This window comes from Vreelandella hamiltonii (assembly GCF_014651775.1).
Taxonomy (GTDB): domain Bacteria; phylum Pseudomonadota; class Gammaproteobacteria; order Pseudomonadales; family Halomonadaceae; genus Vreelandella; species Vreelandella hamiltonii.
Genome location: NZ_BMXN01000002.1, coordinates 297,542 through 310,648 on the forward strand (window position 1 = coordinate 297,542; position 13,107 = coordinate 310,648).

Below are 13,107 nucleotides of genomic sequence, written 5' to 3' on the forward strand. Positions count from 1 at the left end.
CTCTGAGTACCGCGATGAGGCCCTGTAGAAAGTCTCAAACATGGATATCATGACCGACGTAGCTGCTGACAGACCGCTACCGACACCATACCTTCTCGCGTTATCTGGAGCCAGGACTATGAGCTCTGGTGAAAACCGCTGACCATTGGGTGCTAGATAACGGCACTTTCCTAGCTCGGACCCCGTCCCCGCTTTCTAAAGCCAACCGTGCTGATGCCGAGTGGTTTTTAGCCGGGATGCTGGTGATTTTTCCGCTATTGGGTATCGATGCGTCGAAGCAGCTAGCAGCCAAGCCGCCGGGGCATCTTCAGAGCAAGTCGAGCCGCCGCTGACGCTTTACCTCAACGAACGTGGGGCCGAAGGCACGGGTAGAGAAGTTGCTGATGGCTTTGTGGTACTCAAATGCTCATTGGCACGTATTGAGGAGACGCTTTCCATCCATGACTACATGCGCGAGCAGCGGCAACTTCTGCAAATGCGTGGCGTACTAGCACCGCAAAATGGAAAGTTGATATTCACTCAGGATTTTCGATTTTCCTCTCCTTCAACAGCAGCGGGCGTCTTGGTTGGCGGTAGCGCCAATGGCCGTTTGGCTTGGAAGGATCTAAATGGAGTAACGTTAAAATCTTTGCAGGATGCGCGCTTGGCAAAGATTTAGTAACTGCCAATTGTGACAAGAGCTGTCGTCACAATAGAGAGCACTATACCAATTATAGAGGAGCCGCTGAGCTTCTCCTTTCTTACAATTGATCCTAGTGTTACCGGGATTAATGGGTACATGGATACAATGATGATGCTCACTATAGCAAGCTGACCTGCCTGTGAGATGGTGTATAGAGCCAGTCCTGCTACACTGATTCCACCTGCTGTGAATGATAAGGTGTAAAACGTTTTTTTTGTTTTTTTAGTGTTTAGGCAAAAGGGGAGAAGAAGAATTGCTCCGCTGGCCATACTGATGGATATTCCATAAAAATTCGCTTCAGTGGATATTTTTCCCAAGAAGTGAAGTTGTACGGCAAACCCAAGTCCTGCGAGTAGTGCGAGAATTAAGCCGGATTTTTTATGTAATGAGGGTAGTCTTTTTCTTAATGATTTTCCACCTGAAATCAACCAGACAGCAGGTAAAGATATTGCTATTCCAAGCCAAACGGCTAAGTTAGGGTTTTCTCCATTAAAAAATAATGACAGTAGAACTGATATCAACACCATTGATACTGCGCTGAGGGGTACAACGATACCAAAAGGCGAGGTTGATAGAGCTCGATATAGAAAAAGGGCTCCTAGTGCTGAGCCTATTCCTGATAGCATACCCCATATCATCGCATCGTTGTGCCATTTAGATAATGAAAATGATAAAATTAACCCGCAAAAACTACCGCCGATATGAGTGCATAAAGCAATTTTTACGGCAGGGCAATGTTGGGATATCATGCCATTGATAAAGTGAGTCATGCCAATTAAGAACATTGCAGATAAAGCAAGTGTGATGCTCATTGATCATCCTGTTTAATATGATCCGTTTTCATTGTGTCTTTCGTCACCTTTGCATGCTGGAGTGAAAATGCACACTCCGCGCATTCTTTCGTGCGTCTTTAATAAATGCCTTTCGTTTTTTTCTACATGATATATTGTGCCGGGTTTTAAGAGATGTTTTTCTCCCGTTTTATAGTTGTGTAGCTCGCCTCTTCCTTCAATTACATAGACGTACTCATCATGGTTTTCGTAACATAATTCTAATGTTTTGTTTTTATGAACTGTTGTTTCGTGAATCGAAAATAATTTATTGTACTGGCTAGTTATTGCTCTTATGCTTGTAAATTTTTCTTCTGTAATAGTTGTGCAGTTTTTCATTTCTGGTGTTGTCAATACTTTCATTTTTGTTTCTCCTCAAAAGGTCCTACTCTGACCAATATTTCTTTATGATGACTTTCATTGAAATGACTTTGGTCGAAAATATCTTCTTTTTCTATAGTGGTGTCTAGTAATCTAGAGATTCCGATAAGGGTCCTTTCAGCAACTTTGTTTTCTGGTGAGATTGTTGCTTCAATGTGTTTTGCTCCTGATGCTTTGCATGTTCTTGTTAGCTTGTGTAGTAGTTTTATCCCAATTCCTTTGTTCAGTATTCTTTTGCTCATGGCCTGTTGCCATATGAGCAAGGTTGAGGGCTCATTAGGTCGCATGTAGCCTATGATAAATCCTTCTATACGGTTGTTTTTCTTAGCTATCAGCGAGGTGTTTTTAAAGTCCCTGCACCAAAGTAGATAAAAATATTCAGGGTAACTGTCCAGTTGTGGCGTTTGCTGGGCAAGTTGGTAGATGTATGGCGCATCTTCAATGCCAGGATGTATAAACTCATAGCTCATGTTTTTTTCCTTCGGATTTTAAGAATGATTGATGTGATTTTATTTTTTAAATGGTTTTTGTGTAAAATTCGATTAGCTCATCCCAGCCATGAGGAGAGGTCATGATCCGGGGCGCAGATATCACCATTGCTCAGTTACGGGCACTGTTGGCCGTTGAGGAAGCGCAGTCGTATACCCGTGCAGCTGAACGTTTGGGTGTTAGCCAATCAGGGGTCAGCCATGCCATGCAGTCATTGGAGCAGCGTGTCGGCGGTGCCTTGATGGTGAAAACACCGCAGGGAGTCGAGCCGACGGCGCTGGGTGAGTTAGTACTCGCTAGCGCGAGAAAGATCATGGGTGAGCTACAGGTGCTCAGTCATCAGGTATCGCACCACCATCATGAAACCGACACGACGCTCAAGATTGCCGCGATACCCAGTGCGCTGCATGGTTGGTTAGCCTCGGTGCTGTCAGTCTTTTCGAGCCGATACCCAGAAGCCATGGGGCTGGTGCTGGAAGGCGTGGAGGAGGAAATCAAGGAGTGGGTAGAAAGCGGCGTGGTGGATGTTGGCATCACAACGGATACCACGCGGCTCAACCTGGGCTATTGGCGTGAGCACTTTGATTGGCAGTTGATCAGACAAGACGAGATCGTTGCTGTGCTGCCCAGCAGCCATTCGTTGAGCCAGCACGCCAGCGTAAGCGTCTCAGCGCTGGCCGAGCACCCGTTGGTCATGTCATCCGGGGGCTGTGAGGCGTTGATTCAGCAAATTTTTGCAAACTCCTTGGAAGCATCGGAAGGGGCGGTGCAGGTCGATTTTTGGGTGCGCGATACACGCACGTTGCTACAGATGGTGGCTAACGGTGTGGGCGTCAGTCTGGTGCCCACGTTGGCGTTGGTGAATAAGCTCAACGCCGATCTTGTGACGCGCCCGTTGTCGCCTCGTGGCGTTCGCCAACTGATCGCCTTCTGGCCCAAAAAGAAGCCGCTTGGCCCCGTCGGGCGGCAGCTGCTGCAGGCGTGCCGTGCCTAACCAGTCAAGAAGTCGGAGAGCATATTCATCGCTTTGTGAGAAGTAGCATCATCTTGATGCACTCTTGGCCCATCAGAGAAAAGAGTGGGGGATGTCGCCGGGGCAAGCCCATCCACTAGCCCATGAGCCGAATATCAACCATAATCGGCTCATCATCTGAGCCGAATAGGCGCGGTAATCGGCTCATGTGCTTGGGGCAGCCAGGTTGGCTGCCAACTGAAGCAGCTGCCTGCCTTCCATAAACCTCATTCACCTCCGCATCATCCTGAATCGTGATAGAGATTGCGTTGACGTGGCACCCACCTGGCGGGGTTACTTGATGAATGAATGCACATGACGCTTGATTATTTCGTGGCGAACTATGGCAGCCTCGGCTTGTTCGTGGGGGCGAGCCTGGAGGGTGAAGCCGTCGCGATGCTGGGCGGCATCATGATGCATCGGCACCTGATCGGGTTTGGTGAAGCGGTGCTCTCGCTTGCCTTGGGCGCTTTCCTGGCGGACCAGGTGTTCTTCCTGCTCGGGCATGGGTGGCGCAATAGCGCCATCGTGCGCTCGGTTCAGCGTAGCGCGGCGGGTGGGCGGGTACTGGCGACGTTCAACGCCCACCCGAATACGTTCGCGTTCTCCTTGCGGTTCCTTTATGGGCTGCGCATGGCCGGTGCGGTGACCATCGGCACGACCAACTTTCCCTGGCCCCGTTTCATCGTGCTCAATGCGCTGTCGGCGCTGATCTGGTCGGCCGCCTGGGTCACGCTCGGTTATCTGTTTGGTCAGGCGCTCGCGCCACTGTTTGAGCGCCTGAGCAGCCTTTCCCATGTGGTGTTGGCAGGGGTGGCCGCCGTGCTTTGCGTCGCGATTGTGGCCGTGGTGGCTGCCAAGCGGAGAAGGGCCCAGCGCTTGAAGATGCGCGATTGAGCGCAGCCACCCCTGCACACGCATTACCCTATCGTTACCGCCTCCGCCGAGATAGCTCGGTGAGCAGCCCCAGCGTGAGCGCTGCCATGCCGCCGGTGTAGGCAATCAGCGGCCAGGCCGTGCTGCCATCCAGCATGACCACCACCGCAGTGCCCACGCCACCCACGATCAGGCTCTGCACACAGAAGTGCAGCGCCACGGCGGTGCCTGCCATGTCGCTGAAGGCGTGCAGCGCGCCGTTGGCGGTCACGGAGGTGATCAACACGATGCCCACGGCGGCGAGCCACATCGGTAAAACAAACGACCACAGGCTTGGCGTGAAGAACACTTCCCCCAGCCCCAGCAGGCCTGCGCTGGCCAGCAGAATCAGCGCGCCACGCAGGGCGCAGCCGGGAATGCCCCAGCGCGTCACGAAACGTTTGGCAAAGCGCGCCGTCACGATCATGACCAGGGCCACCGTCGCAAAGGCCACGCTGAACCCCAACTCGCTAAAGCCCGCCCCTTCGATGAGCACTCGGGGAGCCGTCGAGAAGAACACGAAAAACGCCCCCATGGCGGTCCCGAACGCGACCGTATAAACCCAGAAATGAGCGCTGTTGAGCACGCGCCCTATATCCGCCAGGCGGGTGGGGGCGTATGCCTTGCGTGTTTCATGCCATCTCGGGAAGGCGTAGCCGAGGGTCAGCAGGGCCAGAATGCTCAGGGTGATGAACAGGGCGCTCCAGCCCAGGTAACGGGCTATCAGCGCGCCCGCGATGGGCCCCAGCGCAGGCACCACCGCTAGCATGGCATTCATCAGGCTGTAGATGACCGCGCTTTCCGGCGTGTTGGCGTACACATCGCGCACCGTGGCGAACATCGCGACCAGCATGGCGGCGGCCCCCATGGCTTGCACCAGCCTGAGCCCCACGAATAGCCAGGCTTCCGTGGTGAACGCCAGGAAGAAGGAGGCCGCCGCAAAAACGAGGGTGCCGCCGATCAGGATGGGGCGACGGCCCAGGCGGTCCGAAAGCGGGCCAAAGAGGATCTGGCCCACGCCCAGCATGATCATGTAGAGCGTCAACGTAAGCTGAACGACCTCGGGCGTGGTATCGAGAATGCCCGGCATGGCAGGCACCACCGGCAGGTAGATATCCATGCCGAGTGAGGCAAGCAGATTGAAAGGGGCCAGCAACGCCAGCGCCAGGGGTAGGCGATAAGCCCAAGGGCTTGGGTTTTGAATAGGCACAGGAAAAGCTCCGTACGAATCAGCGTATTCGACGGCGGCCTGCAGGGCATCGATGGGATGGTCAGGCTGCCGCAACAACGAGTGAAGCAGGGTTGTTGCGGCCTAGCGGTCTGCTTTTTTGGAACCCATGGGTGCTTTCCGTGAGGTGACGACGTTGCGGTGCCTTTGGCGTTGTTAGCGTATCAGAGACGAGCCATAAAAGGCTATTCAGCCCATGGCCAGGCAATGGCGGGGGAGTATCCTTGTAGCGGCCAAAAACACTGGGCCAAGATATATCGCGTACCATGGGAGTACACTCATTGCCGAGGCCCCCATGCCATGACCCGCGTTGCCATCTTCGTAGACACTCAGAACGTTTACTACACCGTACGCGACGCCTACGGCAGGCACTTCGATTACCGTCGTTTCTGGGCCAAGGCAACGGCGAACCGGGAGGTGCTGGCCGCCCGCTGCTATGCCATCGACAAGGGCGATGCCAAGCAGCGTGAGTTCCAGAATATCCTCCGTTCGATTGGCTTCGAGGTCAGGTTAAAGCCGTTCATTCAGCGCGCGGATGGTTCGGCCAAGGGTGATTGGGACGTAGGCATCACCCTCGATGCCATCGAATACGCCGAGAAGGCGGATGTAGTGGTGCTGGTCTCCGGCGATGGCGACTTCGACCTGTTGGCGCAGAAGATCCGTGAGGCCCACGGCAAACGGGTGGAAGTCTACGGCGTGCCCCAGCTCACCGCCGCTTCCCTGATCAACGCCGCCAGCAAGTTCATCCCCATCGAGGGTGACTTGTTGCTGGGGTGATACAGAATGCTGAGCTGAGGGGGTGGTTTGCTTCGCTTCAGGAAGATAAGGTCAACTTGTTGAAAAGCCTTGGGCGAGACGTCAGGCGTTTTTCAATCACCTCTGTACGCTCGCCTGTCTCGAGCGCGCTTGAGCTGGCGACGGCTCGCACAATACGCTCACGAGAGACGATGACTTTATCTGTGGGGGGATTGCGAACCATCACCGCGCTCCTTGAGTCGTTCTGTAGTGTTCACTATAGCAGCTGTCCCTTGATGACACTCCCCCGCTGATGACAGCAGGAGAGTGTTTGCTTATCACACCTCTTCAATACCCTCTACCAAAAAGACGCGGTAATCGGCGCCCAGGAAGCGGTGCTGACGGGCTTCCTGGTAGGCGGGGCTTTGGTACCAGGCGCGGGCGGCGGCCATGTCGGGGAAGCGCAGGATCACGGCGCCTTCCATGGCGCTGCCTTCCAGCACTTCGAAGTCTCCGTAGAAGGCCAGCGGCTTCGGGTCGTGGCCTTCCCGAGCGGCTTTGGCCTTTTCGCTGTAGCGCTGCATTTCTTCGCTGTTGTGGGTGTGTTCACGGGTCAAAACGACATAAGCAGGCATCGTGTTTCCTTGTTGGTCGACGCTACGGCGTCTCGGTCGGGGGGGAGTCATCGGCTGGCGCTTCGGGGTCGGCGTCGGCCATCGGTTCGATTTGACGGTTTTCCAGGGCGGCCAACGCGACCTTGTAGCAGTCTTCGATGTGGCTGTTGCCCATGTATTTCATGGCGGTAAAACTGATGCCGCCCGCCACGGCGCTGCCAATCAGCGGGACGAATTTGCTGGTGCCTTTGGCGGCAACTTTGATGCCCATCTTGCCAAGCAGGGTCACGATCAGGTTTTTGGTGATGTACCTGCCCGCCATCTTGCTGCCGGTATTGGAGATGGCGGTCATGACGAACAGCTTGCTTTCGGTATCCAGACGGTCGATCTGCTCCGGCGTTAGCCCAAACTGGCTGTTGATCTTGGGGATGATGCGCATCAGGATCGCCACGTCCGAGCCAATGTCCAGCCCCGGCACGGGAATCATCGCCGTACCTGCGGAGAGGCCGGCGCTGCGTGTCACCATGGCATGGCAGGACTTCTTGATGGCGTCGAGTTCTTCCCTTGTTTCGATCATTGCGCAATCCCTTTTAACGATGGAGTGTCATCACCTTAGTGGATGTTGGCCCTCTCTACACAGTGTCTTTCGTACATTATCTTTCGTACGTTGTCTTTCATAAGTTGCTTCGTGGTCAGTCGGCTCGGCCAAAAAGGATGCTAATCGCTGTGCCGCCATGCAGCCATTGGCGGGTAAGCAGCTTGGCAGATTTTAGCGCTATAGTGACGTCTCTTTTCCCTTACTGGCTGAGCGCTTCTATCACATGACCTCATTCAGAGCCGCGCTACATCGGCAGTTAGCTCCTGAAGCTCGCCTTCAGCAGGGCTTGTCGGACACTAATCGTATTATCTGTCTGTTGATTCTATTGGCATCGATCACGGCGATCCTGGAAACCGAACCCACGCTGCGAGCGCTGTCACCGAGGCTGTTTTCGACGCTGGAAGCGATCTTCGTAGCCATGTTTATGGTCGAGTACCTGTTGAGACTTTATGCCGTTGGGGAGGACCCGCGCTATCGGGGAGTGACGGGGCGGGTGCGCTATGTGTTCTCGTTCTGGGCGTTGGTCGATTTACTGGCCATCGTGCCGTACTTTCTGGGCTTCATGGCCCACAACAACGCTTTCCTGCTGCGCCTTCTGCGCTTGGTGCGAATGCTGCGGCTTGCCCGTCTGGGCCGCTTCAGCCAGGCGTGGGCAGCCTTGGCGGCAGCGCTGAAGTCGCGCTCCCATGAGTTATGGCTCAGTGCAGGCGTGGCCGGTTTGCTGCTGCTGTTTTCGTCTTGCTGCTTGTATCTGGTAGAGGCCGCCGCGCAGCCCGAAGCGTTTGGCAGCGTGCCCCGGGCGCTGTGGTGGAGTATCGCCACGCTCACTACGGTGGGCTATGGGGACGTCACACCGGTCACGGCGCTGGGCAAATTTTTTGCGGGCTTAACGGCCGTGGCGGGCATTGGGATCATCGCCATGCCAACAGGGATATTGGCGGCCGCATTCAGCGATGCGTTTCAGCAGAAACGTGACCACCTGGCAGAGAAATAGAACAGGTATGACAAGTGGTGTCGTGTTTGCCTATCTGCACTCTGGGGGCAAGCGCTTCGCTCATGGCTTGCCACCGTGGCCAAAACGGGAAAATCCGACCCAAACGGCGGTACCCGCGAAAATGGTGACAACCAATGAGTGTGCAAAACCAAACGGCATCATGCCCCAGGCACCCCGTGCATGTATCAAGACATTCACAAAGCCGAGCATCCACGTGAGCAGCAGTAGCGCAGGGTATACCAGTAGCATCATGCTGCGTGGCTTGGCACGGAAAAAGCTGATCATGGCGCTGAGTAGCGCAATGCCTGCAAAGAGCAGCCCGCCCGCGTTGAGCCAGAAAGCAAGGGTCGCCCACTGAACCTGATAGCTGCTGTAGTAGGCGTAATTACTGAGCGTGGCCCCTAGAAAAAACGGAAGGCACCCCACTAACAACACTGAGTGAAAGAGAGGGAGACCCGGTCGGTAGGTGTGTGTATGGGTAGCTTTCACGGCATGCTCCTTATGCTGATCTAGCGAGTGACTATCCTTGGCGGGTGTCATGCTGAGCCGCCAAGCAACGACTTCCTGTGTTGCTTGAGCAGTGTAGGTCAGTAGCCTGCATATACCCAAAGCGAAGCAAGCATTTTCAAAGGGTTGGCGGTTGATGGCCCTGTCGATGTCATCCCTGCGTGCCTACTCAGGCAGCCTTGCAATGACCTTGATTTCAAAGTCGAATCCCGCCAGCCATGTGACGCCGACCGCCGTCCAGTTGGGGTAGGGCTTTGCTGGGAACGCGCGGGCCTTGGCTGCCATCACGGTAGCGAATTGGGCCTCGGGGTCGGTATGGAAGCTGGTCACGTCGACGATATCCTCGAAGCTGGCACCGGCCGCTTTCAGGACATTGGCCAGATTGTCGAAGGCCAGCTGCACCTGGGCGGCGAAGTCTGGCTCCGGTGAGCCATCTTCACGGCTGCCTACCTGGCCCGAGACAAACAGAAAATCACCCGAGCGTACCGCCGCAGAGTAGACGTTGTGATCGACCCTTGATTCATGGTGGGAGCACTGTAAATCTGGCGTGCGTGTGGATAAACGCGGGATCATGATCAACATTGTTTGCTGTGGCCAAACAATCATGGAGGGAAGACAACCGTGGATCGCTTTGATGCCATGCAGGCGTTTGCCCGCGTGGTGGAAACCGGCAGCTTTACCAAGGCTGCTGACACACTGCAGATCAGCCGAACCAGCGTGACGCAGCAGGTTCAGTATCTCGAAGCGCGCCTGCGGGTCACGCTGCTCAACAGAACGACGCGAAAAGTGAACGTCACGGCTGACGGGGCGGCCTATTACGAGCGCGTCATCAAGCTGTTGGCCGAGCTGGATGATGCCGAGACCAGCCTTTCCAATGCCGCCGTTCTCCCTCGTGGTCGGCTTCGGGTCGATGTGCCTAGCCCGTTTGCGCGCATGATGCTGATACCCGCGTTGCCTGCCTTTCACGCGAAATACCCCGATATTCAACTGGAGATGGGGGTAAGTGACCGCATGGTGGATATCATCGGTGAGCGGGTGGATTGCGTGGTGCGGGGCGGCGAGCTGACCGATCTGTCCTTGATGGCGCGTCGTGTGGGCGAGTTGACGATGGGGGTTTATGCAGCCCCCAGTTACCTGGAAAAAGCGGGTTCTCCGTCGCATCCTGAAGCGTTGTCGGCGCCTCCGCATTATCTTGTGGGGTTTCGGTCGGTGCGTGCGGGAATCGCTTCTTCGTGCGTGCTGCACCGGGGCGGTCAGCGTGTTCAGGCACAAGGCCGCTACATCGTTTCGGTCGATGATGGCAATGCCTGCTTGGCTGCGGGCGTGGCGGGGCTGGGGGTCGTCTGCCTTCCTGATTACATTGCTCAGGGGCATCTGGCGCGCGGTGAGCTGGTGCGCCTGTTCGAGGATTGGGACATCGCGCCCATGCCGATGTACATCGCCTTTCCCCCCAACCGACACGTCAGCGCCAAACTGCGCGTATTCATCGATTGGGTGGTCGAGGTCATGGCGTTCTAGCGCTTGTGTTGGCGCTGGGGCTAGCGGGTGTCTTTATAAATACGCCCGCCTTTCATGATCAGGCGCAGGTTCTGCTCGGGGTCGTTCAGGAAGTCCAGGTTGCGGCTGGGGTCGCCGTCGACCAACAGCAGGTCTGCCCAGGCGCCGGGCTCGATTTTGCCGAGCGTGCCGGGGTAGGGGTTGCGTGGGCCGGAAAGAGCCAGCAGTTCGCCGTTACGCCCGGTGGCCATGGCCAGTACGGTAAGCGGGTCGTAGAAGCGCGTGAGCTTGGCGAGCTGGCGCAATTGGTTGGGCGTATTCTGAGGGCTGAACAGGATGTCGGTGCCCCAGGCGGTGTGGATGTTGAAACGCTGGGCCAGCTCGTAGGCACGGACGGTGCCTTCGGCGACTTGCCGCTGGGCTTCTCGGCGGGCGGCGTCTGGGTAGACGTTGGCATCTTCGTCTTGCAGAAAGGGCTGCAGGCTCCACCAGGCACCTTCACCGGCCATCATGCGGGCGGCTTCTTCATCGGCCAGCTGGCCGTGTTCGATGGATTTCACCCCGGCTCGCAGCGCTCGCTGTATGCCTCTGGAGGTGTAGACATGCACCATCACGTAGGTGCCCCAGTCGTCGGCGGCCTCCACGGCGGCGCGCAGTTCGCGTTCGGTAAACTGGGTGCTGTCGAGTGGGTCGTAGAGGGAAGCCACGCCGCCGCCCGCCATCAGCTTGATTTGCGACGCGCCCAGCATGAGCTGCTCCCGGGTGCGTCGCAGGACTTGGTCTTCACCATCGGCAATGGCCGCGACGCCTTGGCGTTCCTGTTCGCTGAGCGGCGTGTTGCTGCCTCTGGGTACCTCGTGACGCAGGCGAAAGTCGCCGTGTCCGGAAGTCTGGGAAATCATGGCGCCTGCCGGAAAGATACGGGGGCCATCGACGATGCCTTCATCGATGGCGCGCTGGAGGGCAAAGGCGGGGCCGCCCACGTCGCGCACCGATGTCACGCCGCGCATCAGCGTGCGCCGGGCCTCCTGAGCTGCCACCAGGTGAAGGTAGCCCACATCGGCGGTCATGGCGGTGGTTTGGGTGATGGCGGCCAGCGTGGTGTGCCAATGGGCGTCGATGAGCCCAGGCATCAGCGTGCGTCCTCCACAATCGATGACCTCGGCCCCTTCAGCGGCGGCATCTGCGGGCAGAATGGCGCGAATGCGGCCCTCTTCGACCCGTACGGCCACGTCCCGTTGCAGCGCGCTGCCGCTGCCATCGAACAGCTGTAGATGGGTCAATAGCAGCGGGCCATTCGCGGTGCGCGGCTGGGCGCTGGCCAGCGACGGCAGTTGCAGACCGGCGAACATGGCCATGACGGCTGCGGTGCCCCCCAATACCTGCCTACGGCTCACGTCGGCCATTACCCGTTCGTGAAACTGTTGCAGTAGCGGTGAACCGCAGCAGCAGGCGCCGTGGGCATGGGGGGCAAAGAGCGGGGCGTTCAGCGCAGCAACCGTCATGGGTAGCCTCGTGTGGGTGGGGTGCTATCTCTGCATCTTAGGGCAGCGGTGTGGATTAAGCGATGTTGGCCCGTAGCGCGCTGCTAGACGTAATGCGGTGGCAGTCGCTCGGCCAGAAACTCCATGAACAGCCGGGTACGATGGGAAAGCGTGGCCTGCCGGTAGTAGACGGCATGGATGGGCTGTGTGATCAGCGTGGTGTGGTCGGGCAACACTTCCACCAGCGCGCCACGCTGGCGTGGGGCCTGGGTCATGAAATCGGCCAGGCACACGATACCGACGCCTGAGATTGCCAGCTCCAGCAGGGTGGTGCCGCTGGATGCCGCCAGGGTGGGCGTGATGTGCAGCGGCTGGCCATTGGCGCCGTTCAACGGCCAGCGGTTGAGGTGGTCCAACTGGCTGAAGCCGAGCAGGGTGTGCTGGGCCAGTTCCGCTACCTGAGAGGGGGTGCCATGGCGCGCCAGGTAGGCGGGGCTGGCCAGCACGCGCAGGGCGCTGTGGCCCAGGGGGCGCGCATGGAGCGACGAATCTTCCAGCGCGCCAATGCGAATGGCCAGGTCGACCCGCTGTTCCAGCAGGTCTACAAAGCGGTCATGGGTATCCAGCTCCAGGGTGATTTGCGGGTAGCGGGCGCGAAACTCCTCGATCAGCGGCACCACCACGAATTGCATGAAGCTGGGCGCGGCATTGATGCGCAGCCGCCCGCTGGGCTGCTGATGACGATCTTGCACGGCCTCTTCGGCCGCTTCCACGGCGGCCAGGATGCTGCGGCAGTGGGCCAGAAAGGTATCGCCTTCCTCCGTCAGCTCCAGCCGCCGGGTGGTGCGGCGCAGGAGCGTGGTGCCCAGCTTCTGTTCCAGCCGATGCAGGGCGCGGCTGACGCCGGAGACCGTCATGTCCAACTGCTCGGCGGCGGCGGTGATCGAGCCACAGTCCACGACGGTAATGAAGGCTTGCTGCTCTTCCAGAGTACTTTGCATGGCTATCAGGCCTGGTCGTGGCAAGTGATTGTTGATTTGTAACTATTCAGCACCGGTTGGCTGAGTCGGGGCTTCTTGCTGCATGAAGGCTGGCACCTCCCCCGCAAACAGTTGCTCCAGTGCGGTATGCGCCGCCACCC

Annotated in this window: 16 protein-coding genes; 6 read left to right on the forward strand and 10 right to left on the reverse strand. The window is 57.3% G+C overall.

The window, feature by feature from the left end; all coding sequences use genetic code 11:
• Positions 1-220: 220 nt before the first annotated feature.
• On the forward strand, positions 221-658 hold the full coding sequence (locus IE091_RS03180; protein WP_229800715.1) for a DUF4357 domain-containing protein: 438 nt from the start codon (positions 221-223) through the stop codon (positions 656-658).
• On the opposite strand, the gene IE091_RS03185 is transcribed toward IE091_RS03180, so the two are convergent.
• From IE091_RS03185 to ectA, 3 genes are read right to left on the reverse strand one after another with little or no spacing between them, the layout of a single operon-like run.
• Positions 655-1,494: an EamA family transporter gene (locus IE091_RS03185; RefSeq protein ID WP_189462812.1), complete on the reverse strand. Its 840-nt coding sequence runs from the start codon at positions 1,492-1,494 to the stop codon at positions 655-657. The genes IE091_RS03180 and IE091_RS03185 overlap by 4 nt on opposite strands.
• A gap of 12 nt (positions 1,495-1,506) precedes the next feature.
• The gene (locus IE091_RS03190; RefSeq protein WP_189462814.1) at positions 1,507-1,875 is read right to left on the reverse strand and encodes an ectoine synthase; all 369 of its coding nucleotides are present in this window, start codon (positions 1,873-1,875) and stop codon (positions 1,507-1,509) included.
• Entirely contained in the window at positions 1,872-2,363 is a 492-nt protein-coding gene (gene ectA / locus IE091_RS03195) for a diaminobutyrate acetyltransferase (RefSeq protein ID WP_189462816.1), read from the reverse strand. The genes IE091_RS03190 and ectA overlap by 4 nt, the downstream gene beginning before the upstream one ends.
• 101 nt (positions 2,364-2,464) lie before the next feature.
• Between ectA and IE091_RS03200 the strand changes: the two genes are divergently transcribed.
• Positions 2,465-3,376 (forward strand): LysR family transcriptional regulator, encoded by a 912-nt coding sequence (locus IE091_RS03200; RefSeq protein WP_189462818.1) that lies wholly within the window; start codon positions 2,465-2,467, stop codon positions 3,374-3,376.
• A 333-nt stretch (positions 3,377-3,709) separates the two neighbouring features.
• Positions 3,710-4,291, forward strand: coding sequence for a DedA family protein (locus IE091_RS03205; protein ID WP_189462819.1), 582 nt, complete (start codon positions 3,710-3,712; stop codon positions 4,289-4,291).
• A 34-nt stretch (positions 4,292-4,325) separates the two neighbouring features.
• Here IE091_RS03205 and cml read toward each other — a convergent pair whose 3' ends face one another.
• Positions 4,326-5,513, reverse strand: a complete 1,188-nt coding sequence (gene cml / locus IE091_RS03210; protein ID WP_422822511.1) for a CmlA/FloR family chloramphenicol efflux MFS transporter — start codon at positions 5,511-5,513, stop codon at positions 4,326-4,328.
• A gap of 324 nt (positions 5,514-5,837) precedes the next feature.
• Here cml and IE091_RS03215 point away from each other — a divergent pair, with 324 nt between their 5' ends.
• Entirely contained in the window at positions 5,838-6,314 is a 477-nt protein-coding gene (locus IE091_RS03215; RefSeq protein WP_189462823.1) for a LabA-like NYN domain-containing protein, read from the forward strand.
• A 296-nt stretch (positions 6,315-6,610) separates the two neighbouring features.
• On the opposite strand, the gene IE091_RS03220 is transcribed toward IE091_RS03215, so the two are convergent.
• Both IE091_RS03220 and IE091_RS03225 read right to left on the reverse strand, forming a co-directional pair.
• Positions 6,611-6,907, reverse strand: coding sequence for a DUF1330 domain-containing protein (locus IE091_RS03220; protein ID WP_189462824.1), 297 nt, complete (start codon positions 6,905-6,907; stop codon positions 6,611-6,613).
• 22 nt (positions 6,908-6,929) lie between these two features.
• Positions 6,930-7,463, reverse strand: a complete 534-nt coding sequence (locus tag IE091_RS03225) for a hypothetical protein (protein ID WP_189462827.1) — start codon at positions 7,461-7,463, stop codon at positions 6,930-6,932.
• A gap of 244 nt (positions 7,464-7,707) precedes the next feature.
• On the opposite strand from IE091_RS03225, the gene IE091_RS03230 reads away from it, so the two are divergent.
• Entirely contained in the window at positions 7,708-8,478 is a 771-nt protein-coding gene (locus tag IE091_RS03230) for a potassium channel family protein (RefSeq protein ID WP_189462828.1), read from the forward strand.
• 60 nt (positions 8,479-8,538) lie between these two features.
• Here IE091_RS03230 and IE091_RS03235 read toward each other — a convergent pair whose 3' ends face one another.
• A complete protein-coding gene (locus IE091_RS03235) occupies positions 8,539-8,967 on the reverse strand; it encodes a membrane protein (RefSeq protein ID WP_039183486.1) in 429 nt (142 codons plus the stop codon).
• A 183-nt stretch (positions 8,968-9,150) separates the two neighbouring features.
• Positions 9,151-9,558, reverse strand: coding sequence for a RidA family protein (locus tag IE091_RS03240; protein WP_229800719.1), 408 nt, complete (start codon positions 9,556-9,558; stop codon positions 9,151-9,153).
• A gap of 48 nt (positions 9,559-9,606) precedes the next feature.
• Here IE091_RS03240 and IE091_RS03245 point away from each other — a divergent pair, with 48 nt between their 5' ends.
• Positions 9,607-10,503, forward strand: a complete 897-nt coding sequence (locus IE091_RS03245) for a LysR family transcriptional regulator (RefSeq protein ID WP_039183475.1) — start codon at positions 9,607-9,609, stop codon at positions 10,501-10,503.
• A gap of 20 nt (positions 10,504-10,523) precedes the next feature.
• Here IE091_RS03245 and IE091_RS03250 read toward each other — a convergent pair whose 3' ends face one another.
• Complete coding sequence (locus IE091_RS03250) at positions 10,524-11,987, reverse strand: metal-dependent hydrolase family protein (protein ID WP_039183474.1); 1,464 nt, start codon at positions 11,985-11,987, stop codon at positions 10,524-10,526.
• Between the two features lie 83 nt (positions 11,988-12,070).
• A complete protein-coding gene (locus IE091_RS03255) occupies positions 12,071-12,967 on the reverse strand; it encodes a LysR family transcriptional regulator (RefSeq protein WP_189462830.1) in 897 nt (298 codons plus the stop codon).
• Positions 12,968-13,107: the final 140 nt, after the last annotated feature.